This window comes from Natribaculum luteum (assembly GCF_023008545.1).
GTDB classification, from domain to species: domain Archaea; phylum Halobacteriota; class Halobacteria; order Halobacteriales; family Natrialbaceae; genus Natribaculum; species Natribaculum luteum.
Genome location: NZ_CP095397.1, coordinates 2253509 through 2277607, shown reverse-complemented (window position 1 = coordinate 2277607; position 24099 = coordinate 2253509). Strand labels below are relative to the sequence as shown.

20 protein-coding genes and 1 pseudogene are annotated in these 24099 nt (G+C 65.6%); 9 read left to right on the top strand and 12 right to left on the bottom strand.

The window, feature by feature from the left end:
• Positions 1 to 3: 3 nt before the first annotated feature.
• The 3 genes from MU558_RS11725 to MU558_RS11715 all read right to left on the bottom strand — a co-directional run bounded on the left by MU558_RS11725 (position 4) and on the right by MU558_RS11715 (position 1720).
• Positions 4 to 612: an HD domain-containing protein gene (locus tag MU558_RS11725; RefSeq protein ID WP_246966458.1), complete on the bottom strand. Its 609-nt coding sequence runs from the start codon at positions 610 to 612 to the stop codon at positions 4 to 6.
• Positions 613 to 619: 7 nt separating this feature from the next.
• Positions 620 to 1315, bottom strand: a complete 696-nt coding sequence (locus MU558_RS11720) for a phosphoribosyltransferase (protein WP_246966457.1) — start codon at positions 1313 to 1315, stop codon at positions 620 to 622.
• 174 nt (positions 1316 to 1489) lie between these two features.
• The gene (locus MU558_RS11715) at positions 1490 to 1720 is read right to left on the bottom strand and encodes a hypothetical protein (protein ID WP_246966456.1); all 231 of its coding nucleotides are present in this window, start codon (positions 1718 to 1720) and stop codon (positions 1490 to 1492) included.
• Positions 1721 to 1819: 99 nt separating this feature from the next.
• On the opposite strand from MU558_RS11715, the gene thiC reads away from it, so the two are divergent.
• Positions 1820 to 3247 carry a phosphomethylpyrimidine synthase ThiC gene (gene thiC, locus MU558_RS11710; RefSeq protein ID WP_246966455.1) on the top strand — a complete coding sequence of 476 codons (1428 nt, stop codon included), beginning with the start codon at positions 1820 to 1822 and terminating at the stop codon, positions 3245 to 3247.
• Between the two features lie 66 nt (positions 3248 to 3313).
• On the top strand, positions 3314 to 4270 hold the full coding sequence (locus tag MU558_RS11705; RefSeq protein ID WP_246966454.1) for a PhzF family phenazine biosynthesis protein: 957 nt from the start codon (positions 3314 to 3316) through the stop codon (positions 4268 to 4270).
• A gap of 89 nt (positions 4271 to 4359) precedes the next feature.
• Here the strand turns inward: MU558_RS11705 and MU558_RS11700 are convergent, their stop codons facing one another.
• Both MU558_RS11700 and MU558_RS11695 read right to left on the bottom strand, forming a co-directional pair.
• Positions 4360 to 4899, bottom strand: coding sequence for a hypothetical protein (locus MU558_RS11700; protein ID WP_246966453.1), 540 nt, complete (start codon positions 4897 to 4899; stop codon positions 4360 to 4362).
• Positions 4900 to 5014: 115 nt separating this feature from the next.
• Entirely contained in the window at positions 5015 to 6715 is a 1701-nt protein-coding gene (locus MU558_RS11695; RefSeq protein ID WP_246966452.1) for a multicopper oxidase family protein, read from the bottom strand.
• A 570-nt stretch (positions 6716 to 7285) separates the two neighbouring features.
• Between MU558_RS11695 and purL the strand changes: the two genes are divergently transcribed.
• On the top strand, positions 7286 to 9487 hold the full coding sequence (gene purL / locus MU558_RS11690) for a phosphoribosylformylglycinamidine synthase subunit PurL (RefSeq protein WP_246966451.1): 2202 nt from the start codon (positions 7286 to 7288) through the stop codon (positions 9485 to 9487).
• Between the two features lie 23 nt (positions 9488 to 9510).
• Here the strand turns inward: purL and MU558_RS11685 are convergent, their stop codons facing one another.
• A complete protein-coding gene (locus MU558_RS11685; protein ID WP_246966450.1) occupies positions 9511 to 11373 on the bottom strand; it encodes a sensor histidine kinase in 1863 nt (620 codons plus the stop codon).
• A gap of 273 nt (positions 11374 to 11646) precedes the next feature.
• On the opposite strand from MU558_RS11685, the gene MU558_RS11680 reads away from it, so the two are divergent.
• Both MU558_RS11680 and MU558_RS11675 read left to right on the top strand, forming a co-directional pair.
• Positions 11647 to 12744: an NAD(P)/FAD-dependent oxidoreductase gene (locus MU558_RS11680; RefSeq protein ID WP_246966449.1), complete on the top strand. Its 1098-nt coding sequence runs from the start codon at positions 11647 to 11649 to the stop codon at positions 12742 to 12744.
• Between the two features lie 82 nt (positions 12745 to 12826).
• Entirely contained in the window at positions 12827 to 13975 is a 1149-nt protein-coding gene (locus tag MU558_RS11675; protein WP_246966448.1) for an NAD(P)/FAD-dependent oxidoreductase, read from the top strand.
• 87 nt (positions 13976 to 14062) lie between these two features.
• Here MU558_RS11675 and MU558_RS11670 read toward each other — a convergent pair whose 3' ends face one another.
• The 3 genes from MU558_RS11670 to MU558_RS11660 form a co-directional block, all read right to left on the bottom strand.
• Positions 14063 to 15220 (bottom strand): pyridoxal phosphate-dependent aminotransferase, encoded by a 1158-nt coding sequence (locus MU558_RS11670; RefSeq protein ID WP_246966447.1) that lies wholly within the window; start codon positions 15218 to 15220, stop codon positions 14063 to 14065.
• Positions 15217 to 15702 carry an Lrp/AsnC family transcriptional regulator gene (locus MU558_RS11665; protein ID WP_246966446.1) on the bottom strand — a complete coding sequence of 162 codons (486 nt, stop codon included), beginning with the start codon at positions 15700 to 15702 and terminating at the stop codon, positions 15217 to 15219. Before MU558_RS11665 ends, MU558_RS11670 begins: the two co-directional genes overlap by 4 nt.
• Before the next feature lie 69 nt (positions 15703 to 15771).
• Positions 15772 to 16305 (bottom strand): hypothetical protein, encoded by a 534-nt coding sequence (locus tag MU558_RS11660; protein WP_246966445.1) that lies wholly within the window; start codon positions 16303 to 16305, stop codon positions 15772 to 15774.
• A 118-nt stretch (positions 16306 to 16423) separates the two neighbouring features.
• Here MU558_RS11660 and MU558_RS11655 point away from each other — a divergent pair, with 118 nt between their 5' ends.
• Both MU558_RS11655 and MU558_RS11650 read left to right on the top strand, forming a co-directional pair.
• Positions 16424 to 17005 (top strand): thioredoxin family protein, encoded by a 582-nt coding sequence (locus tag MU558_RS11655; protein WP_246966444.1) that lies wholly within the window; start codon positions 16424 to 16426, stop codon positions 17003 to 17005.
• A 246-nt stretch (positions 17006 to 17251) separates the two neighbouring features.
• Entirely contained in the window at positions 17252 to 17713 is a 462-nt protein-coding gene (locus MU558_RS11650; RefSeq protein ID WP_246966443.1) for a pyridoxamine 5'-phosphate oxidase family protein, read from the top strand.
• Positions 17714 to 17835: 122 nt separating this feature from the next.
• Here the strand turns inward: MU558_RS11650 and MU558_RS11645 are convergent, their stop codons facing one another.
• Positions 17836 to 18918 (bottom strand): NADH:flavin oxidoreductase/NADH oxidase, encoded by a 1083-nt coding sequence (locus MU558_RS11645; protein ID WP_246966442.1) that lies wholly within the window; start codon positions 18916 to 18918, stop codon positions 17836 to 17838.
• Positions 18919 to 19036: 118 nt separating this feature from the next.
• Here MU558_RS11645 and MU558_RS11640 point away from each other — a divergent pair, with 118 nt between their 5' ends.
• Positions 19037 to 19852: a BtpA/SgcQ family protein gene (locus MU558_RS11640; protein ID WP_246966441.1), complete on the top strand. Its 816-nt coding sequence runs from the start codon at positions 19037 to 19039 to the stop codon at positions 19850 to 19852.
• 104 nt (positions 19853 to 19956) lie between these two features.
• On the opposite strand, the gene MU558_RS11635 is transcribed toward MU558_RS11640, so the two are convergent.
• Together MU558_RS11635 and MU558_RS11630 are read right to left on the bottom strand one after the other, a co-directional pair.
• Complete coding sequence (locus tag MU558_RS11635; RefSeq protein ID WP_246966440.1) at positions 19957 to 21360, bottom strand: APC family permease; 1404 nt, start codon at positions 21358 to 21360, stop codon at positions 19957 to 19959.
• A 178-nt stretch (positions 21361 to 21538) separates the two neighbouring features.
• Positions 21539 to 22765 (bottom strand): CaiB/BaiF CoA transferase family protein, encoded by a 1227-nt coding sequence (locus tag MU558_RS11630; RefSeq protein WP_246966439.1) that lies wholly within the window; start codon positions 22763 to 22765, stop codon positions 21539 to 21541.
• 401 nt (positions 22766 to 23166) lie between these two features.
• Between MU558_RS11630 and MU558_RS11625 the strand changes: the two are divergent.
• Positions 23167 to 24054: pseudogene (locus MU558_RS11625) on the top strand (IS1595-like element ISNpe28 family transposase).
• The last annotated feature ends 45 nt before the right edge of the window (positions 24055 to 24099 follow it).

Genomic DNA, 24099 nt, shown 5'->3' with positions numbered 1-24099 from the left:
GCGTCACTCCTCTGCTCGCTCGCGGTCGCGTTTGGCTTCCTCGTATCGTTCTCGCGTGCGTTCGAACAGTTCTCGGCCGACGTCGGTCCGGATCCGGGGTTCGGCCGTCGCGAAGAACTCGTCGAGGTCGTCGTACGCCTCGAAGTGGTCGTCGGCGTCCGGGTCGTACCGTCGCTGGCGTTCGTACTCGAGCGCCTGCAGACACATGTCGACGAGGTCTGCGTCCTTGACGAACTGCGCCTCCGGCGTCTCCCGGGCCTCGTACTCCTCCCAGAGGGCCCGGAGTTCGCCGTCGTCGAACGGTTCGAGCAGCGTCGCGATCGCCGCACGCTCCGCTCGCTCCTTCTCGTCGGGGTCGATCGTGTCGGCGTTCGGATCGGCTCGCGTCGCGTAGTCGCCGGTCTCGGCCTCCGCGAGGTCGTGGAGGACGGCCATGCGGAGCGCGCGATCCGCGTCGACGCCGGCGCGGTCGGCGTAGAACAGACAGAGTAGACTCACGCCCCAGGAGTGGTCTGCGACCGACTCGGGGTCCTCGATCCCGCGGAGTTGCCAGCCCGTCCGCGTCTCGTCTTTGAGCGCGAGACAGCGACGCAGCGTCTCGAGGTCGTCCACGGTCCTGTTACTCCACCAGCGTCCACGTGCCGGGTCTGGGCTGTGCGACGACCCCGCGTCGTTCCATCTCGGTTAGCACCTCCGGCAACCGGTTGGGCTGGGCGATCTCCATCTCGATACGCTTTACGTCGTGGTACTCGTTCAGGTAGTGGCGCACGTCGTCTTCCGTGAACGTCTCCTGGTCCGCTCGCTCCATGACCCCCGAGATGAGGTCGATCATGTCCTCGATGAAGTTCCACGGATAGACGATCCAGGCCCACTCCTCGAGTCGTTCGCCGACGTAGTCGGGATCGAACCCGCTGGTCTGGAGCAACTGGAGGGTCGCGGTGCGGACTTCGCCCGCGTCGCGGTCGGTGACGTACTCGTAGGCGCGCTCGATCGAACCGCCGGTGTCGGCGATGTCGTCGACGATCAGCACGTCTTTGCCCGCGACGCTTCCCTCAGGCATCGGATAGCGAACCGACGGCTCGCCGCTCTTCTGGGCGGTGCCGACGTAGTGTTCCATCTTCAGGCTCGTCAGGTCGTCCAGTCCGAGGAAGTCACAGAGACACCGACCCGCGAACCACCCACCGCGTGCGAGTGCGACGATGACGTCGGGTTCGAACTCGTCGCGACGAACGTCGTCGCTAACGTCCCGACAGAGACTGTAGATGTACTCCCAGTTAGTGATCGTACAGTTGAAGTCGTCCGGTAGTTCGGACATTGCTGGTGTCCACCATTCGAGTGCGAGGGGTGCGGTCCCCTTAAGTGGGATGAAAGCGCTCTCGAGCGTGCGACGCCGTCCAGAATCGCCGTCACACGGACTACTGTCCGTTAGTTCCAGTGCAACCGCGACCGCCCTGTGGTTGCAATCGGTACATCGGTCCAGCAGACCGTATCACTCCTCGAGCACCCGCGCGAGTGCGACGTACGCCAGCCCGACCGCGAAACTCAAGACGGCGGCCATGACGACGATGAGGGCGGCGATTCCCGACCCGAAGAACAGCCGCGCGATCGCGAAGATCGCCACGGCGATCACCGGTGACGCGCCGAATCCGACGAAGATGCCCCCGACGAACCACGTCCTGCCGGCCGTGCGTTCGATTTCGTCGCTCGAGAGGTCGCTCACAGGAGACACAGTTCGACGTTGGACCGGGTGGATAAATCGGTTGCCGTCTCCGCGTCGCATCACGCGCATTTATTATCCAGTGGTATGACTGAATGATCGATGGCGAAAACTCAGCTACAGGCCGCCCGCGAGGGGACGACCACGGCCGAGATGGAGCGTGTCGCCGAACGAGAGAACCGCGATCCGGCGTTCGTCCGCAAGCAAGTCGCAGACGGACAGGCGGTGATCCCGGCGAATCACGCCCACGAGACGCTCGATCCGATGATCATCGGCCGCGAGTTCGCGACGAAAGTCAACGCCAACATCGGCAACAGCGAGACGACGAGCGACCTCGAGACGGAACTCGAAAAGCTCCACACCGCCGTCCACTACGGCGCGGACACGGTGATGGATCTCGGCACCGGCAGTGACCTGGATCGCATCCGCGAGACCCACCTCGAGCACTCGCCAGTTCCGATCGGGACGGTACCGCTGTACGAGGCGGTCAAGCGGGCGGGGAGCCCCGAAGACCTCACGCCGGAACTGTTGCTCGAGGTCATCGAGAAGCAGGCCGAACAGGGCGTCGACTACATGACGATCCACGCTGGCATCCTGCTCGAGCACCTGCCGCTAACCGAGGGGCGAAAGACGGGGATCGTCTCCCGCGGCGGGTCGATGATGGCGAAGTGGATGGAAGCCCACGGTGAGCAGAACCCGCTGTTCCAGATCTTCGAGGATATCTGCGAGATATTCGCCGAGCACGACGTCACGTTCAGTCTCGGGGACAGCCTCCGTCCCGGCTGTCTCGCCGACGCCTGCGACGAGGCCCAGTACGCGGAACTGGACGCGCTGGGCGAACTCACGCGAGTCGCCCGGGACTACGGCGTCCAGGTCATGGTCGAGGGACCGGGTCACGTCCCGATGGATCGCATCGCGGAGAACGTCGAACGCCAGCAGGAAGTCTGTGACGGCGCGCCGTTCTACGTGCTCGGCCCGCTCGTGACCGACGTCGCACCGGGCTACGACCACGTCACGAGCGCGATCGGCGCGGCCATCGCAGCCCGGGAGGGTGCAGCGATGCTCTGTTATGTCACGCCGAAAGAACACCTCGGTCTCCCCGAGAAAGAAGACGTCCGCGACGGCCTCGCGGCCTACCGGATCGCTGCCCACGCCGGCGACGTGGCGAATGGCCTGCCGGGCGCACGCGACTGGGACGACGCTCTCTCGGAGGCGCGCTACGCCTTCGACTGGACCGAGCAGTTCAGCCTCGCGCTCGACCCCGAGCGCGCCCGGGGGTACCACGACCAGACGCTCCCCGGCGACAACTACAAAGACGCCCGCTTTTGCTCGATGTGCGGCGTCGACTTCTGCTCGATGCGGATCGACCAGGACGCGCGAGACGAGGGCGACCTGCGCGAACTCGAGGCTGAGACCGACCTCGAGAACTCCCCCGCCGCCGAGGTCAACCGGCCGCCCGTCGGGACACACGATCCCGACCGGGTCTCCCACGACGTCGACGACTCGAGCGAACTCGTCGGCGACGACTGACCGGACTGGTGCGGTCGACTGCGCGCTGGCGGTGGATTGATACCACATCCGGACGACGGCGACGGTATGGAAACCAGACGTGTGTTGCAGGTCGACGCGTTCACGGACGAACCGCTCTCGGGGAACCCTGCCGGGGTCGTCCCCGACGCCGACGGCCTCTCCGACGACCAGATGCAGGCGATCGCCCGCGAACTGGCCCTGAGCGAGACCGCGTTCATCCGCTCGAGTGAGGCGGCAGACCGTCGAATTCGGTATTTCACGCCCACCCAGGAGGTCGACCTCTGTGGCCACGCGACGATCGGCTCGTTCGCCCACCTCTACGACGACGGCGTCGTCGCGGCCGGCAACTCGACGCTCGAGACGAACGTCGGCGTCCTGGAGATCGAACTCGAGGACGACGGGACGGTCTGGATGACACAGGATCGGCCGACGATCCGCGAGGTCGACCTCGCGTACGACCGGGTTGCCGACGCACTCGGCGTCGAGCAGGCGGCGCTCGAGGGCGTCGGCATCGACCTCCCGCTTGCAGTCTCCTCGACCGGCCTGCCGTTTCTGATGGTGCCGATCACGTACCTGTCGGACGTCGGGAACGCGACGCCCGATATGGCCGCCGTCGAGGCGCTGTCCGAATCGGTGGACGCGGTCGGCGTCTACCTGTTCACGTTCGACGCACTCGAGGCCGATTCGACCCTGCACGGGCGGGCGTTCGTTCCCGCAGCGGGCGTCCCGGAAGATCCCGTCACGGGAACTGCCAGCGGCGCGGTTGGCGCGTACCTCGACCGATTCGGGGCGTTCGCGGAGTCCGGGGCGGCCCACCAGGGCGACTCCGCCCAGATTGGGGCGGGAGGCGACGGATCGTTCCCTGACGAGTTGCGACTCGAGCAGGGCCACTACGTCGACCGCCCAGGTACCGTGTTCGTCCGCGTCGGCGACGACGTCCGCGTCGGCGGCCACGGCGTCACCGCACTCGACGGCACGCTCGTCGTCCCGGCCGACGACGAGGACGACATTCTCGAGGCCTGATACCGATGGCTGCGACGGTCTCCCGGGGACGACGGCAAGACGGTACACGGTTGTCCCGGAGCTGACTCGCAGCTATCGTTGTGAGCCGCTCAGGAAAGCGGGTCGTTCGAGTTCGACTCCGGAGCGTCGGAGCCGTCGCCCGGCCCCCGACCTTCACCGCCAGCCGTCGACGCTGCCGCAGTCGACGACTCGAGGTGGTCGCGCTCGTCGAACGCGGCTGCGTGGTCCGATCGCTTGAGTTCCTCGACACTGCGGCGAGTCTGCTCGACGTCAGACTCGAGCTCCGCCAGCCGGTCGTCGAGTACCTCGAGGAGTTCGCTTCGCATCCGCTGTGTGTCGACCTCCTCGGCTGCCGCTCGACCGGCCGCACGCGGCACCGTCAGAAACAGCGCGTAACTCTTGCCGACCTGCCAGACGAGGACACCGAGAGCGACGAACGCGAGCGTGAGCACGGGATCTGCCGCCTCGAGCGCGCTACCGGGATTCAACGGGTCGGCGAACAGCGCTGACAGCGACCCCCCGAAGCCGACGACGAATCCAGCGATCGCAAGCCCGGTCCCGAGCAGGAACGCGACCGCCGAAACCCCCCTGTACAGCATCGTCCACCTGAACGCATCTCGACCGTTCATATACAGTGACTGTCTTCGAAATCGTATAGGTTCTGTGGCCGGACTACCGCGTCGTCGCTCGTTTTCCCGTATCGGCGACCGAGCGCCAGTCCAAAGCCGTCCGGGCGACACGTACCTAGACGTACTCGAAGACGCGAGCCATCCCCCGTTCCAGGTGATAGACGTTGTGACAGTGGAACAGCCAGTCGCCGGGATTGTCCGCCAGGAAGTCGAACGTGATCTGTCCGCCGTGGGGCGGAACGAGGACCGTATCCTTGACCGCGTCGCCGACCTGGAAGAAGTGGCCGTGGAGGTGCATCGGGTGGATCGCCGGACTGCGATTTACCATCTGCACCCGGACGTGCTCGCCCTCGCCGATCGCCAGCGGATCGGCGTCCGGGTACGCCTGCCCGTCGATGGTCCACGCGCCGGGCTCTTGCATCATCCCGCCCGCGAGCGTGACGTCGAACGTCCGGTCCGGAGACCCGTCGAGATCGAGCGGCTCGAGTGCCTCGAGGTCGCCGTACTGCAACCGCTGGCCGTCGAACTGCGGTCGGTCGGCGGAGCCGTCTTCGCTCGCGCCATCGTACCGCAGTCTGGCTTCTGCCGGCTGTTCGTCGCCGACGACGGGAGCCGCGACGATGGCCCACTCGCCGGGAGAATCGGCCTCGAGGATCACGTCGTAGCGTTCGCCCATACTGATGTCGAGGGAATCGACCTCGACCGGTTCGACCGGGCGTCCGTCGGTGTGCGTGACGATCAGCGAGTGCCCGCCGACGCCGACGCGGTACGTCGTGGCCCCGCTGGGGTTGATGAGCCGTAGTCGGACCCGCTCCCCTTCTTCGACGTCGAACACGGGCGGATCGGAGGGGAGGCGTCCGTTGACGGTCAATCCCTCGTACGGGGGTCGCTGTACCTGCATCGGACCGCGACCGCCCAGCCTGCCAACGTCGCCAGGGCCGCCAGGACCACCGCCGGGCCCGCCACCAGGACCAGGACCGTTGCCAGGACCAGGCCCTTCACCGCCTCCACCGGGCCCACCGCCAGACCCACCCGGTCCGCCACCACCGGGACCGCCACCCCCACCAGGGCCGCCTCCGCCGGGGCCAGGGCCACCGCCTGGACCACCGCCGCCACCAGGCCCGCCATCGCCGCCTCCGCCGGGTCCACCACCGCCGCCAGGCCCGCCACCACCACCGGGCCCTCCGCCAGGCCCGCCACCACCGCCGGGACCGCCGCCAGGCGGCGCTTCGATCGAATCGAGCGTCGGACTCTCCGAGAGGTAGTCGTCGATCAGCAGCGTGTACTCCCGGTCGTACTCGACGTGGGGCGACTCCTCTTCGACGATCAGCGGCCCACTGAGCGCCCTGTCGAGTTGCAACCCGACGTGGCTGTGATAGACGTACGTGCCCGGCGGCGACGCGTCGTACTCGTAGGTGAACGTCTCGCCCGACGAAACGGGATCCTGCGTGACGTTCGGAACGCCGTCCATCGGGTTCGGGACCGGAACGCCGTGCCAGTGAATCGTCGTCTCCTCGGGGAGCTGGTTCTCGAGTGAAACGCGCAGCGTCTCCCCCTCGCTCACTCGGAGTTCAGGGCCAGGAAACTGATCGTCGTACAGCCAGGTGTCGCTGCTCTCGTCCGGTCCAGCCTCTACTTGCCCTTCCGAGGCGACGATCGTCACCTCCTGGTTCGATCTGTCCCCCTGGGACGTCTGCTGGAGAGGGACCGACTCGAGTCCCCTCACTCGCTGACTCCCTGCGAGTCCTAACAGTGCTGCGCTCCCACCGAGACGTAACACTCGCCGTCGTGTGATGTTCCGTTCGTTGTCGGCCATCACCCACTCCACGGCAACTACAGGGAAAAATGAGGTGGCAGTATCAGCAGGCAGTTAATTCTAACCGACAGGACGCTCGAGAACGCCGTGATGATGCCGACGAGTAGACGTGGCGTACTGAGTACGTTGGATCGCTACCGGTTTTCGATCTCCCGAGAGGTCGTCTGAAACAACCCGACTCCGTGATGCGATCACCTGCTGCACCGTGGCTGCAACCCCACGAGCGTTCGTCTGAAACTGCGCGTACTCGTTCTGCTCGTCGTAATCGCCCGTGGCTGCAACCCCACGAGCGTTCGTCTGAAACCATGCCCAATATCGGGGCGACAGACCCGACGTCGGACGGAGAGCACATAGCACTTCCGTCGACCTCCAGTAGCCAACTCTCCCCCGGAGATCGACGGAAACCGCTCGTCTGAGCATAGCTTTGAGGTCACTCGAGCACCCACCCCTTCACCAGGCCCCAGCAGCCACCGACTTCCCAGAGCGGCTATCCAGAACACGCCCCATCGTCCATTACACGAACGTGCACATAGAAACCCCTTTACCGACCGACTTTCACCACCTAGATGAATGAGTCTTGCCGATTCGGACCGCGAACTCGTCGTCGAAGAGCTGGGACGAGAGCCCACTCCGGCCGAGGCGGCGCTGTTCGAGAACCTCTGGAGCGAACACTGCGCGTACCGCTCCTCGAGACCGCTGCTGTCTGCGTTCGAGAGCGAGGGCGAGCAGGTCGTCGTCGGGCCGGGCGACGACGCGGCGGTCGTCGCACTGCCGACGGACGACACGTCGTCGGCTGACGCCGACGCCGATCGCGCCAGCGGGCGCGCAGACGAGAAAGAGGAAGACGTCTACATCACGATGGGGATCGAGAGCCACAACCACCCCTCTTACGTCGATCCGTTCGACGGCGCGGCGACGGGCGTCGGCGGTATCGTCAGGGACACGCTGTCGATGGGGGCCTACCCCATCGCGCTCGCGGACTCGCTTTACTTCGGCGCGTTCGACCGCGAGCACTCGAAGTACCTCCTCGAGGGGGTCGTCGAGGGGATCAGCCACTACGGCAACTGCATCGGCGTGCCCACCGTGGCGGGAAGCGTCGACTGCCACCCCGACTACGAGGGGAATCCGCTGGTGAACGTCGCCTGCGTCGGACTGCTCACCGAGGATCGACTCGTCACGGCCGAAGCACAGGAGCCGGGGAACAAACTCGTCCTCGTGGGGAACGCGACGGGACGCGACGGCCTCGGCGGCGCGAGCTTCGCGAGCGAGGACCTGGCGGAGGACGCCGAGACGGAAGACCGACCGGCGGTGCAGGTCGGCGACCCCTATGCCGAGAAGCTGCTCATCGAGGCCAACGAGGCGCTGATCGACGAGGACATCGTCGAGTCGGCCCGCGACCTCGGCGCGGCCGGCCTCGGCGGTGCCTCGAGCGAGATGGTCGCAAAAGGCGGCCTCGGTGCACACATCGAACTCGAGCGAGTCCACCAGCGCGAGCCGAACATGTCGGCGCTCGAGATCCTGCTGGCCGAGTCCCAGGAACGGATGTGCTACGAGGTCGAGTCAGAGAACGTCGAGCGGGTTCGCGAGATCGCGGAGAAGTTCGACCTGGGCTGTTCGGTCATCGGCGAGGTTACGGCGGACAACTACGTCTGTACCTTCGAGGGCGAGACGGTCGTCGACGTCGACGCCCACTTCCTCGGCGAGGGCGCGCCGATGAACGACCTTCCGACCGAAGAACCCGAAGTGCCGGAGACCGACCTCCCCGAGACGGACCTCGAGGAGGCCTTCGAGGCGGTCGTCTCGAGTCCGAACACCGCGTCGAAGCGGTGGGTCTACCGCCAGTACGACCACGAGGTCGGCGTCCGCACGAGCGTCCCGCCGGGCGACGACGCAGCGGTGATGGCGATCCGAGAGACAGAGCAGGGTCTCGCGATCTCCTCCGGCGCTGCGCCGAACTGGACGAGCGCGGCACCCTTCGAGGGAGCGAAGGCGGTCACCCTCGAGAACGCGACGAACCTCGCGGCGAAGGGGGCGACTCCCCTCGCGGCGGTCGACTGTCTGAACGGCGGCAACCCCGAGAAACCGGATGTCTACGGTGGATTTACGGCGATCGTCGACGGGCTCGCGGAGACGTGTGCCAACCTCTCGGTGCCCGTCGTCGGCGGCAACGTCTCACTGTACAACGACTCGGTTGCGGGTCCGATCCCGCCGACCCCGACGCTCGCGATGGTCGGCACGAAGTCGGGCTACGACGCCCCGCCGCTCGAATCGAAGCCGGAGGGCAAGCTGGTACTCGTCGGCGACCTCGCACTCGAGAATGGGGAGTTCCGGCTGGGTGGCTCGGAGTACCTCGCGCAGTTCGACGGCGACGATCGGTTCCCGGTGCTCCCCGGCGAGCCGGCGGCGTTCGTCGAGACGCTGGCCGACGTCGCCGACGCCGACGAGACGCTCGCGGTCCACGACGTGAGCCACGGCGGGCTGGCAGTTTCCCTGGCAGAGATGGTCGACGAGGACGCCGGCCTCGCGGTCTCGCTGCCCGGCGACGTCGACGTCGAGGGTGCGCTGTTTCACGAACAGCCCGCTCGAGCGCTCGTGCAGACGGCCGACCCCGACGCCGTTCGCGAGGCGTTCGACGGCGTCGCTCCGGTCGTCGAACTGGGCGAAGGGACCGACGACGGCCGTCTCACGATCGACGCCGGCGACGACGTCCTCGAGTACGACGCCGCCGCGATTCGCGAGAACCGGTCGGTGATCGAGGACGAACTCGAGTGATCGGGTAACCGACGATTTTCCGGCTAGGGGCGCTCGAGGGTGGTCACGTCCCGCACTTCGAATCGCGTTCCGCCGTTGTCGCCGATCGAGATCGAGACCGACCAGTCGTGTGCCTGTGCGATCGCCCTGGCGACGGCAAGTCCGAGTCCGTCGCTATCGGCGTCTGCTGCAGCCGGTTCGAGAACCTCTTCGTGGGCCGTCGGTGGGATCTCCGCGGCGTCGTCGAGCAGGAAGAACCCGCGCGGACCGTCGACGGGTTCCTCGAGGCCGACGAGTCCAACCTGGACGGTGAGGTCGCCGTCCGACCGTGCCGCGGCGTCGTCGAAGACCGTCTCGAGGAGGTGTGCGAACCGGTCGGGGTCGGCCCGGAGCGTCGCGCTCTCTTCGACGACGACGGCGGCGCTCTCCAGTCGCGAGGCTTCGATGGCGGCGTCGATTGCCGTCTCGAGGTCGATTCGCACACGAGGACCGACAGTGATCGCGTTCCGGGCGAACTCGCGGACGTCGTCGACGAGTCGTTCGGTTCTATCGAGGGTCGTCGTAACCGTATCTTCCGCGAGGGGGAACTCCCACTCGTCGGCGTCGTCTTCGAGTGCCTCGTCGACGGCCTCGAGCTGTCGTTTCAGGTCGTCCGAGAGCACTTCCGCGATCGCCTCGAGGCGCTCGGTCTGGCGCTCGAGTTGCTCGGTCCGTTCGCGGAGCACGCGCTCGCGGTCGGCGCGGTCGAGCGCTGCACGGGTGTTTTCGACCAGCGTCGAGAGGAGGTCCGTGTCGGTCTCGTCGAACGCGTCCGGCTCGAGCGAGGCAGTCACGAGGATGCCGTGGGTACCGATCGGGGCGACGATCTCGGACCGAAGCCTCGTGTCGGGATTGTAGGTCCCCTCGACGTCGGAGAGATCGTCGAACCGCCTGGTCGAACCGTCCTCGAAGACGTCCCAGACGAGGCCCTCGCCCTGGTGAAATCGCGGGAGGCCGCCGAACTCTTCGTGTGCACCTGCAGTGCCGGCGACGGGATCGAGGTAGCCGTGCTCGTCGTCGAGCAGCCAGATCCCGCTGATCGGCAACGAGAGGAGGTCGCTCCCGGCGTGAACGGCGATCGCACAGATCTCCTCGGGGTCGTCGGAGCGCAGCAGCCACCGCGTGATCTCGTGGAGCGAAGTGACGACGCGTTCGTACTCGTGTTGCTCGGTGACGTCGCGGACGATACCCGCGATACTCGCTCTCCCGTGGTCGATCGGGGCCATCCTGATCTCGCCGACCCGTTCGGTGCCCGCCGCGTCGGCGAAGTCGACTTCGAGTTGCCGGTAGGCGGCGTTGCCCATGCCGACTTCGCTGATGGCCTGGCCGATCGCGACCGCGTCGGAGGGTGCGACCGACGCCTGCTCGAGGAGTGTTTCGACGTGCGTGTCGATCACGTCCTCGCGATCGATCTCGAGGACGTCCTCGACGGTGTCGTTGATCGACGCGATACGGTTGTCGCTGTCGAGCGTGACGACACCGTCCTGGAGGGCTTCGACGACGGCGTCGCGCTGGGCGAGTTTCGTCACGCGTTCTTTCCGGTCGGTGACGTCGCGCATGTACACCGACAGTCCGCTCTCGGAGGGGTACGCACGCGCTTCGAACCACGTCTCGAGGGGCGTGTGGTAGACCTCGAACGAGACGGGGACCTGCTCGTCCATCGCGTGGTAGAAGCCGTCGGGAAACTGAGTCTCGACGGTCTCGGGGAACTCGTCCCACATCACGCGACCGAGCAACTGTTCGCGCGAGCGCTCGAGGAGGGCCTCCGCGCAGTCGTTGAGGTAGGTGAACCGCCAGTCGGTGTCGAGCGCGAAGAAGGGGTCCGTGATGCGGTCGACCATCGCCGTCGCTCGTGGCGTCACGCCCATCTTCCCTCCGGCGTCGCCGCTCCCCGTCGGTGACTCGGCGGTCGTCGCCGCCCCTCCGTCTCACTCATCGATGCTGACAGCCCGACCATAGGTACCCAATCGAGTATTTGAGTATCGTTTCGTGGTCGCCGCGGCCGATAAATTTATTGGTCGAGTCCGGACGAATCGATTCGATCGCCAATTGGACGTCTACCTATCGATGGCAGTATTCGGCGCTGAACAGTCACGAGACGGGCCAAAACGGTTTATTATCGTTGCGTGTCACCGGAACCCATGCGCATCGTCATCGTCGGCGGTGGTATCGTGGGGACGGCACTCGCCGCACGTCTCGGGGAAGGGGACGACGCGGTCGCGCTGTGTGAACGCTCGAGTCTGGGGAACGAAACGACCGCCGCCTCCGCGGGAATGTTCATGTGGGAGCGGCCGTCGCCGGCCCGGTTCGGCCAGCGGCTTCGCGACCGCGCCTGGTCGACGTACGGCGACCTCCTCGAGCGCGACGCGATCAGCGCGGACCGGCTCGGCATCTTGCACGTCGCCGAGAGCGAGGGCTTCGCCGCGACGCTCGAGGAGGCAGCCGAAACGCTCGAGGAGTACGGCGTCGACGCGTCGTTCGTCTCTCCAGCCGAGTTGAGCGCCTTCGGCGTCGAACCCGACGGGTTCTCCGGCGGCTTGCGGACGACGGCCGACCACGCGTTCGAACCGACCGAACTCGTCACCGCCTTCGCCGACCGGGCGCGCGACCGAGGCGTGGACGTTCGAACGGAAACCGAAGTGACCGACGTCGTGCTCGCGGACGGAGCCGTTGCGGGCGTCGAGACCGACGACGGCCACCTCGAGGCAGACGTGGTCGTCAACGCCGCCGGACCGTGGGCACCGACGCTCAACGAGTGGGCGGGCGTGTCGCTCCCACTGTGTCACACGCTCGGCCCGATGCTCGCACTCGAGGGGAAGTCGACGGCCGACCTCCCGTTTACGCTCTTCGAGTCACGACGCTACGTCCGGCCGGTCGGTGACGCGCGGGCGTACGTCGGCGAGTTCCAGACCGACTACGTCGAGGGCCAGCGGTACGAACCGACGGAACTTCGGATTCCCGACGACTTCAGGGCGGCAGCGCTCTCGATCGACGACGTCGTCCCAGGGCTCGTGGATCACTCGGTCGTCGACGAGTGGGTCGGCCTGCGGACGGTGACGCCCGACGGACTCCCGATCGTCGGCGAGACGGAGACGCCGGGCTTTTACGCCGCCTGTGGCCCGACGGGGCTTGGGATCACGCTCGCGCCCGCGATCGCGGACGTCCTCGCGGAGACGCTCGAGGGGACGGTCGAGCCGACGGTCAAGTCACGACTGTCGCCGGATCGGTTCTCGGGGTAGCGCCGGGTTCGGTCGCGGCGTGGATCGTCTGTGACTGCGAACGCAACGAACGCTTATGGGTAACGATCGGGTGGTGGTAGACATGCACGTGGTGGTCGTCGGCGGCGGGATCGTCGGCCTCTCGAGTGCGTACTCGCTTGCCGACCGCGGCGCGACGGTGACCGTCTGCGAGAAGGGATCGATCGGCGGCGGGAGCACCGAACGGGCCGTCGGCGGCATCCGCGCGCAGTTCTCGACGCCGGTCAACGTCGACCTCTCGCTGGCGAGCATGCGCGTCTGGGAGTCCTTCGAGGAGACGTTCGGGACCGACGTCGGCTTCCGGCAGACGGGCTACCTCTTTCTCGCCCGCGACGAGGCGACGGCCAAGTGGTTCCGCGAGAACGTCGCCATGCAGAACGACCGGGGCGTCCCAAGCGAGTTTCTCTCACCCGCCGAAGCGGTCGAGCACTGTCCAGGACTCGAGACCGAGCAGTTCGTCGGCGCGACCTACTCGCCGACGGACGGCTTCGCCGACCCGCACCTCGCCTTACAGGCGTACGCGACGGCGGCGCGCGAGGCGGGTGCGGACGTTCGGACGAAGACGCCGGTGACAGACCTGGTCCGCGACGGAGACCGCGTCGTCGGCGTCGAGACCGACGACGGCCACCTCGAGGCCGACGTGGTCGTCAACGCCGCGGGGGCGTGGGCGCGACGGGTCGCCGCGATGGCCGACTGTTCGCTGCCGATCGCACCGAAACGCCGGCAGATCGCCGTCGTCGATCCCGACGAACCGGTGCCGGAGACCGATCCGCTGACGATCGATCTGGACACCGGGTCGTACTTTCGCCCGGAACGCGAGGGCGACGCACTCGTCGGCGGCCACTTCCCGGGTCCGGACCCGGACCACGATCCGGACGGCTACCCGACTTCGATCGACTTCGACTGGGCCGCCGACGCCCTCGAGGCCGCCGCGGAGTGGACGACCTACTTCGGCCCCGAATCGCGGGTCAAACGCGGCTGGGCGGGCCTCTACGCCGTGACGCCGGACCACCATCCGGTCGTCGAGGAGACGGTGCCGGGACTGCTCACGGCCGCCGGCTTCTCCGGCCACGGCTTCCAGCACGCTCCCGCGACGGGGAAACTCGTCACCGAACTCGCACTCGAGGGCGAGGCGTCGCTGGTGGATATCTCGCGGCTCTCGAGCGATCGGTTCGAGACCGAGGCCGCTCGCGACGAACGAAACGTCGTCTGAGGGTATAGTACGGATTTCGTAGTAAATTACTTCGAAGATCGTACTATTGGCGCGCAGACGACGGACTGTCGCCTGACGGCGGTCCCGTCAGACGCGCTCCTCGAGGAACGCCTCGATACGCGACAGCGCCTCGCGGAGGTCCCCGAGTCCGGTCGCGTAGGAGACCCGGAGATGGCCGGTGCCGCTCTCGCCGAAGACGTCGCCGGGGACGACCGCGACGCCCTGTTCGTAGAGCAGTTCCTCGGCGAACTCCTCTGCAGTCCAGCCCGCCGGCACCTCGGGGAAGACGTAGAACGCGCCTTTCGCCTCGAAACAGGGCATGCCGATCTCCTCGAACCGCGAGAGGACGAACTGCCGACGTCGGTCGTACTGACCGACCATCTCCTCGACGTCGTCGTCACAGGAGTCGAGGGCCTCGAGCGCCGCGTACTGGGCGGTCGTCGGCGCGCTCAACATGCCGTACTGGTGGACCCGGTTCATCGCGGTGATCGCGTCGGCGGGCGCGAGCGCGTAGCCGAGCCGGAGGCCGGTCATCGCGTAGGCTTTCGAGAAGCCGTTGAAGACGACCGTCCGCTCGCGCATCCCCTCGAACGTCGCGATCGACGTGTGCTCGCCCTCGTAGGTGAGTTCGGCGTAGATCTCGTCCGAGAAGACGGTGAGATCGTGCTCGCGGGCGAAGTCGGCGATCGGCGCGAGGTCTTCCGCGGGCATCACCGCACCCGTCGGGTTGTTGGGGTAACAGAGCACGAGCGCGTCGGCGTCGGCCGCTCCGGCCCGCTCGAGTGCCTCGACGGTCAATCGGAAGTCGTCGGCCTCGCGGGTCGGGACCGGCAGGGGTTCTCCGCCGGCGAAGATCACGCCCGGCTCGTAGGAGATGTACGACGGCTGGGCGATCGCCACGGTGTCGCCGGGGTCGACGAACGCGCGAAAGGCGAGGTCGACTGCCTCGCTCGCGCCCGCGGTCACGATGATCTCCTCGTCGGGATCGTACGCCAGGTCGAACCGATCTGCGACGTAGCCGGCGATCGCCTCCCGGAGTTCCCGCATTCCGCGATTCGCCGTGTAGGAGGTTCGGCCCTGCTCGAGGGAGTGGATCGCGGCGTCGCGGGCGGCCCACGGCGTCGAGAAGTCGGGTTCGCCGACGCCCAGCGAGATGACGTCGTCGCGCTCTTCGGCGATCTCGAAGAACCGACGGATACCCGACGGTGGCACCGCCTGCACGCGCTGTGCGGGCTCGAGCGTCATGGCGAGACCGAGAGCCGATCGTCGTCGTCGCCGTCGCCGAGCTCGATCCCGTTTTCCTTGTAGGAGGTCATCACGTAGTGGGTGACCGTCTGGGTGATCTCGGGGACCGGCGCGACCTTCTCGCTTATGAACTGCGACACCTCGCGGATAGAGTCGCCCTCGACTTCCATGTCGAAGTCGTAGTCCCCGCTGACGAGTCGCAGCGAGGTCACCTGGGGGAACCGTGCGAGGCGCTCTGCGATGTCGCCGTAGCTCGTCTCACGGTCGAGCGTGACGTTGAGTTCGACCTCGGCACGGACGCGCTCGTCCTCGAGTGCGTCCCAGTCGACGACCGCCTGGTACCCCCGGAGGACGCCTGCTGCCTCGAGTTCCTCGATCGTCGCCTCGACCTCGGACTCCTCGAGATCGGTCATTCGCGCGATGTCCGCCGTGGAGTATCGCGCGTTCTCACGAAGCAACTCGAGCACCTCGCGTTCGCTCATACCGCTTCCCAACGCGAGCGAGGGTAAAAGGATTTCTTCACGCGCAAGACTGACCTGCCCCCGAGAGGATCAGTAGTGCTGGAACAGGAGCGCGCGGACGTCGTCTTTCGTCTGGACGTCCTCGGTCGTCCCGTCGGGCAAGGTGACGCGATAGCGGTAGTCGGCCGACGGCGACTCCTCCCACTTGTCGTCGTGGGTCTCGAGCAAGTTCATCATGCGATCGAGCATGTCGTCGTCGCTTGCAGAGCCGTCGTCGTCCGCCGTCTCGCCTGGCTCTTCGTCGTCTGCCGTCTCGACGTCGGCCGGGTTCGCCTCGTCCGTAAGGTCTGTCTCGCCGTCGCCGTCGACGTCATCCGTATCTGCGTCTTCGTCGTAGGTGATCGTCGCGTCGTCGTCGGTCCCCGACTGGGACGCGGCGTCGACGGCCGCGGCCGCGTCGACCTCGCCGTCGACCTCGAGGTCGCCGTCGAGGTTGTCGATCAGAAACTGGACCGCGTCGCGTTCGCGGACGAACCCGTACTTGCCGACGACCTGGTCGTTGATCTCCTCGCGCAGATACTGGATGAACGCGTGCTGCTCGTCTGTGACCTCGAGTGTCTTCATACCATCCCGATGTCGCGGCGAGTACATAATAGTTCGAGAGACGTTCCCGACGCCGGAACCGTGTACGGCCGCCTCCGCAGCCCGGACGTTTAAGCACAAACGGCGAAAACCTCCGGATATGGTCCTGACGGAGTCCGAATCCGAACTGCAGGAAGGTGACGCCGCACCCGCGTTCGAACTGCCCGGAACCGACGGCGAGACGTACACGCTCGAGTCGTTCGCCGACGGCGAGGCGTTGCTCGTCGTGTTCACGTGCAACCACTGCCCGTACGCGAAGGCGAAGTTCGACCTGCTGAACGAGCTGGCCGACGAGTACGACGACGTCGCAGTGGTCGGTATCAACCCCAACGACGCCGACGAGTACCCTGAGGACTCCTTCGAGAAGATGAAAGCGTACGTCGACGACGGGCGGATCGACTACGACGCTTACCTCCGTGACGAGTCCCAGGAAGTCGCCGCCGAGTACGGGGCCGTCTGTACGCCGGACCCGTTCCTCTTTGCCAGCGAGGACGAGTCGGAAGACGGCGAGTTCCGTCTGGTCTACCACGGCAGACTCGACGACGCGCTCAACCCCGAGGACGAACCGACGCGGTTCCACATTCGGGAGGCTATCGACGCCGTGCTCGCGGGCGACGACGTCGACCTCGAGTGGAAGCCGTCGCAGGGCTGTTCGATCAAGTGGAACGACGCCGGCGACTGATACTGCCGGACGTACGTCGTGAAAGATTCTCGCCGTCCCGGGGTGGCGAGAATCTTCACACAGTTACGTCCGATAGTATGATACCGATAGCTGCGAGTCAGTTCCGGGGCACCCGTGACCCGCCTGCGGTCTCCCGGAACGCAGTCGCAGCCATCGTTCCGACGCCGACCGGGTTCCGCCGTCCCGTTCCAAGACTATTCGACGACTATACCAACGCTTATCACTAGTTATTTACAACTATCCAGTATGGATCGAACTGGGTCGTGGACGAGTATGTCGGAAGACGAGATGACAGCGTTCCTCCGAGAACGAGGCCACGGCGTCCTCGCGTTCGGTGACGAAGACGGCGGGTACGCCACGCCGATGTCGTTCGGGTTCGACGCCGACAATCGACAGTGTATCTTCCAGTTCGTGTTCGGATCGAACAGTACGAAGCGGGCCTACGTCGAACGCGAAGCCACGGCGACGCTCGTCGTTCACGAACGACCCGCGATCGACGACTGGCGAAGTGTCGTCGCCGAAGGAGACGTCGAACCGCTCTCGAACACCTCGGTACAGCGGGCCGCTGCCGTGTTCGCCGATCACGCGACCGTTACCAGCTTCGACGTGTTCGACGATCCACTCGAGGAAACCGACGTCGAGTGGTTCGAGTTCCAGATTCGGGAGATGAACGGTCGACAGGCGATCGATCCGGGTACCGGCGGCTGATCTATAGTGACAACTGAAACGAGTTACACACTGCTCGCAGCGGCGCGGCCAGTACTGACGCCGAGTCGCGAGCAGGCGTGCAACGACTGTCAGTGGCTACGATAAGTATCCAGCCACGGTCGTCACTTCTGGACCGCTCGACGGTACTGGATCGGCCACTCGCGGTCGCCGTCGAGGTCGTCCGCCGCGCGCAGGCCGAAGTACGGATCGCGGAGGAACTCCCGTCCGACGAGGACGAGGTCTGCCCGGTCGTTGCGAACGAGCGCGTCGGCCTGTTCGGGTTCGGTGATGCCGCCGACGGTCCCCACCGCAAGGTCGGTCTCGTCGTGGATCTTCTCGGCCAGCGGCACCTGGTAGTTCGGCCCCGCCGGAACCTGCTGGTCGGGGTGGAGCCCGCCCGAACTCACGTCGATCAGGTCTGCGCCGAGCGATTCGAGGTCGCGGGCGAGCCTGACGGACTGCTCGAGCGTCCACGACTCCCGTTCGGGGAGCCAGTCGGTCCCCGAGATGCGGACGAAGACGGGTTTCTCGTCGGGCCAGACGTCGCGAACGGTCGCCGTAACCTCGCGGACGATCCGCGTTCGGTTCTCGAAACTCCCACCGTACTCGTCCTCGCGGCGGTTCGTGACGGGCGAGAGGAACTCGTGGAGCAGGTAGCCGTGGGCAGCGTGGACCTCCGCGATCTCGAAGCCGGCCTCGAGCGACCGCTTTGCGGCAGTTCGGAACGCCTCGATCACCGTCTCGACGTCGTCGCGGCCCATCTCACACATTGCCGGCGGGTCGCCGTCGAACGGGTACGCGTCGGGCGACGGCGAGCGGACCTCCCAGCCGCCGTCGTCGGGCTGGATCGGTTCGTTGCCCTCCCACGGACGGCTCTTGCTCGCCTTGTGACCCGCGTGGGCGAGCTGGATTCCCGGGACGCCACCTTGCTCGCGGACGAACTCGGTGATCGGCTCGAGCGCCTCGGCGTGCTCGTCGCTCCAGATTCCGAGGTCGTGCGCCGAGATGCGCCCGCGCGGTTCGACGGCGGTCGCCTCGGTCATCACGATCCCCGCACCGCCGACGGCGCGACTGCCGAGGTGGACGCGGTGCCACTCGGTCGCCAGTCCGTCGCGTTCACAGGAGTACTGGCACATCGGCGAGACCGCGAGTCGATTCGGTACCACGAGATCGCGCAACTCGAGCGTCGAAAACAGCGCTGTCATCGTCACAGCTAGTAGCCAGGAAGGGAAAGCCGCGCCGAATGACGACGGCTTTGCCGGGGCCACGCTCGCGTGGCTCCGGACACCCGTTCTTAACACCGCTCGCATCCGAGCACAGGGTATGATTCTCTCCGAGACGTTCGACGTCGATCGACCCGTCGTCGGCATGATTCACCTGCCACCGCTGCCCGACTCCCCGGGATTCGACGGCGACCGCGACGCGATCCGCGAACGGATGCTCGCGGACGCGACCGCCCTCGCCGACGGCGGCGTCGACGGCGTGTTACTCGAGAACTTCGGCGACGCACCGTTCTATCCCGACGACGTGCCGAAATCGACCGTCGCCGAGATGGCGTCGCTGGCGACCGCGCTGACCAACGGGGTGGACGTACCCGTCGGGATCAACGTCCTGCGAAACGACGCGAGCGCGGCGCTGTCGATCGCTGCCGCAGCAGGAGCCGCGTTCGTCCGCGTGAACGTCCACGTCGGGGCGGCCGTCACCGACCAGGGCGTCCTCGAGGGGAGAGCCCACGAGACGCTCAGGCACCGGGACCGACTCGAGGCCGACGTCGCCGTCCTCGCCGACGTCCACGTCAAACACGCGACGCCGATGGGCGACGTCGACCTCGAGCGGGCGACCCGGGAGACCCTCGAGCGTGGCCGTGCGGACGGCGTGATCGTCTCGGGACGTGGAACCGGCGAGCAGACGGCGCTTGTGGACGTCGAACGCGTCGCGGCCGTCGTCGACGGACTCGAGCGCTCCCCGCCCGTCTTCGTCGGCAGCGGCGTGACGGCGTCCGCCGTCGGGGACGCGTTCGACGCCGGGGCCGACGGCGTGATCGTCGGCACTGCGCTCAAACGTGACGGCGAGACGACCGCGCCAGTCGCTCGAGAGCGCGTCGAGCGGTTCGTGGCGGCGGCAGACCGCTCACGGTAGGCTGGTCGTTCGAGCGACCGTCGCCGGTCGCGTTCGAAATTACCTCGACTGGCGACCGACGCCGCGAGTCGAGGGAAAAAGCGCGTTTCGACGGCGATTCGCCCCTAGTCGAGTTCCTCAGCGTCCGCCTCGAGCGACGTGGACGCCGACGACGAGCCGGAGATGGCGTACATCGCGACGCCGAGGACGACCCAGAAGAGGATGATGCCCCACTCGTGTGGCCACGAGAGCGCCGACGGCGCGCCCGGCAGGTAGAGGCCGACGAAGAACGTCGTCAGGACGAGTGCAATGGCACCGAACCCGTAACCGAATGGGAGTTTGAGCGGTCGGTCCATCTCCGGTTCGCGGTAGCGAAGCACCAGGAAGGAGATGACGACGAGCACCCACGCGACGACGAGGCCGAACCCGCCCGCGTTGACGATCCAGATCAGCATCTGTTCGCCGAAAAGCGGCGAGAAGATCGAGAGGCCGCCGATGAGGGCCAGTGCGCTCGAGGGCGTGTTGTGCTCGGCGTGGAGCGTGCTCAGCTGCTCGGGGAGCATGCCGGAGTCGGCGAGCGCGTAGATGGCACGGCTAGCGCCGAGCAGGAACGAGTTCCAGCTCGTGAGAATGCCCGCGATGCCAGCGATCGCCATGATGCGGCCGATAGTCTGGCTGTCGAAGATCGCTGCCATCGCCGACGCGGCCGGCAGCGAACTCTCGACGAGTTCCGAACCGGGCATCGCCTGTCCGGACGCCCAGATGACGGCGATGTAAAAGAGGGCGGCCAGCGTGACCGACGCCGGAATGAGGAGGCCGAGGAGCTTCGGCGAGACGTCGGCTTCACCTGCCGCCTGCGGGATGACGTCGAAGCCGACGAACATGAACGGCGTCATGATAGCGACCGTGAACACGCCCGCCATCCCGGCGCCGGCAAACGGCGGCGTCGACGGCGACTGTCCGTTCGCCACGGCACCGATCGCGAGCGTGACGCCCGCCAGTCCAATGACGAGCGCCAGGATCGTCTGGAACTGCGCTGCAGGCCGCACGCCGCGGTAGTTGAGGAACGTCATCACGATGGCACCGATCGCGCCGACGAGGACCCACGTTGCGTAGACCGGCTGGCCGGCGACCGTCCAGAGTTCGATGGCGTTGAAGCCGGGGACGACGTACGCAAGTGCCGACGGCAACGCGACGACCTCGAAGACGACGACGCCGACGTAGCCGAGCACGAGCGCCCACGTGCACACGAACGACCCGATGGGGCCAAGAGCCCGGAGGCTGTACACGTGTTCGCCGCCGACGAACGGCATCGCCGACGCGAGTTCACCGTAAATCAGCCCGACGACTGAAACCATCACGCCACCGAGGACGAACGCGAGGATCGATCCGAGGACACCACCCTCGTTGACCCAGTATCCTGTCTGAATGATCCATCCCCATCCGATCATCGCACCGAACGCCAGGACGAAGACGTCACGCTTCGTCAGAACACGTTCGAACTTGCTATTCGTTGTCTCGTGATCCATGGGTCGAGAGTTCTTATCATGGGCTATAAATCTAACTATATTCGAAAATCAGAGAAGTATTCGAACGTAGTCCGACATATCACACAATATTTCACGTTAGCGTGTCGACAGCCACGGCAGGTGAACTGGACGTATAGCGATCGTAACCGTCTCGAATGGAAGTAGTTCGACCAGAGCGTCAGATCACGCCGTCGTTCTCGAGTTCTCCAATCTCGGCTTCGGTGTATCCCACCTCTGCGAGGATCTCGTGGGTGTGTTCGCCGAGCTCCGGTGGATGCTGGTCCACGGTCGTCGTAGTGTGCGAGAAGTGCATGGGGCTGCCGGCCATCTCGATCGCCCCCGCGGACGGGTGTTCGACCGTCTCGTGCATTCCCCGTGCTCGAACCTGCGGGTTTTCGAAGACGTCTTCCATATCTTTGACGTCGCTGGCCGGTACGTCGTGTGCGTCGAACCGCTCGAGGACGTCGGCCGTCGACCGGTCGCTCAGTTCCGACTCGAGAATTGCGTCGAGTTCGGCGCGGTTCTCGACGCGGTCGGCGTTGGTGGCGAATCGGTCGTCGTCGACGAGGTCCTCGCGCTCGAGTGCGGCACAGAACTGCGGCCAGATGTGCTCGGAGGCGACGGCGACGACGACGTAGCCGTCGGCGGTCGGGACGGCCTGATAGGGGGCGATCGTCGGGTGTTTGCTGCCCATTCGCCCCGGCGGGTCGCCAGTCGCGAAGTAGTACGAGGCCATGTACGACATCCAGGCGACCTGGCCGTCGAGCAGGCTGACGTCGATCTTCTGTCCGGTCCCGTCGCCGAGTTCGCGATAGAGAAGCGCCGAGAGAATCGCCTGCGTGGCGTACATGCCGGCGCCGATGTCGGCGATCGCGACGCCGACGCGGACTGGCGGGCCGTCTTCCTCGCCGGTGATGCTCATTAGCCCGCCTTCGGCCTGCATGATGATGTCGTAGGCCGGCCGGTCGCTGTGGGGTCCCCACTCGCCGTACCCCGACAGCGAACAGTAGATGAGACCGGGATTATCCGCCGACAGCGTCTCGAAGTCGAGTCTCCACTCTTCCATCTTCCCGACGCGGAAGTTCTCGACGAGAACGTCCGCCTCGGCGGCGAGCTGTCGGAACACCTCGCGCCCCTCGTCGGTCGAGAGATCGAGCGTCATCGACCGCTTGTTCCGGTTGACGCTTACGTAGTAGGCGCTCTCGTCGCTGTCTCCGTACGTCGGAGGATGCCACGCTCGCGTCTGATCACCGCCGTCGGGTCGTTCGACCTTGATTACCTCCGCACCGAGATCGCCGAGTTGCATCGTACAGAACGGGCCGACGAGCACCCGCGAGGCGTCGAGAACCGTGACCCCCTCGAGCGGTCCCGTCTCCGTGTCGGGGGTTCGTGCTTCGCCCGTCATCGTGACGCGAGAGCAGGAGTAGCGATACGGTTCTCACCCGGAGGCGACCTCGAGACGCCGGACGTCCGTTCGTCGGCGTCGGGACGCTCCCGGGCAGTATGCTGGACGGCTCGGTTCTCTTGCGAGAGGGACACCACCAGATCGACGTAATCGAGCATCTTCCGAAGATCACTCTCAAGAGGTATTAAGAATTAGGGCAGAAGTCAACGTACGAATAAATAATTAGGATTATGAACGACAGATCGCAATTCGGATCCAGCTCTGATCGAGTGTCGGGTCGCGGCTCCGGTCGACGACGGAACGACGAATTGTCCGATAGTAGAAGACACCACCAAATAGTAGGACGCTCATCTCGATAAGTCGTAACATCAATTTTCCTTACTCTCCAAGTGTCTTCCAAGATGGACGAGAAGTCTGCGCAAGTGTTCCTTCCACCACGTGAGCGGTGCTTTGAACGTCTCCGTCTCGCCCGCTTCGGCGAGACGGTGACGTGTGTCCATTGCGAGAGTGACGACGTTGTCAAGCGCGGAACAACCGGAAAAGACGCCCAGCAGTACTGGTGCAAGGGGTGTGAGACGTACTTCAACGACCTCACAAACACGATCTTCGGCCAACATCGCTTCGAACTGGAAGAGATGTTCTATATCGTCAAGGAGATGCGATCTGAGCCGACCGCTCAGATCGCTCGTGACCTTGGCGAGACTACGAAGCTGTTCTCAACTTCGTTCACATAAGTCCAGGATGTGAGCGGGGAGATCGATGAATTTGAGCTGTACGATGTCTGTGAAGCTGACGAGATCTACGTAACAGCTGGTGAGAAAGGGATCGAAGACGAGGATCAGAGTCCGCGCAAGCGCGGACTCAAAAAAAGGGGACGAGGACGATTCGAATCAGACAAACCACCGGTGTTGACACTCGTCCGTCGGGATGACGGACGAGTTCGGTTTCTCGTCTGCAAGGATCTCCAAGACGCCGCGAAGAAGACATCGCTGTGAATACGGTGATGGAAGCGTCATCTCTGTACCGATGATTACACAATCTACGACGAGATCGAGGAGAAGGAGGGGGTGGACGGCCATCTGGCTGTCACCCACTCCGACACCTACGTCATCGGCGATGCCCACACGAACACCTGTGAGAACCGCCACAGCTTCCTTCGCCAGTGGCTGGCGAAGTTCAGAGGTGTCTCAAAACATCATCTCCAACGGTATCTCAATTTCCTTGAACTGAAACTCAATGAACCAGATAGCTGGTTCGAGAAACTCCTATGTTACAATGTATCGGGATGAGCGATAGTAGGATATAGTTCAGGCGTTTTCCCTGTTTTAACTCCA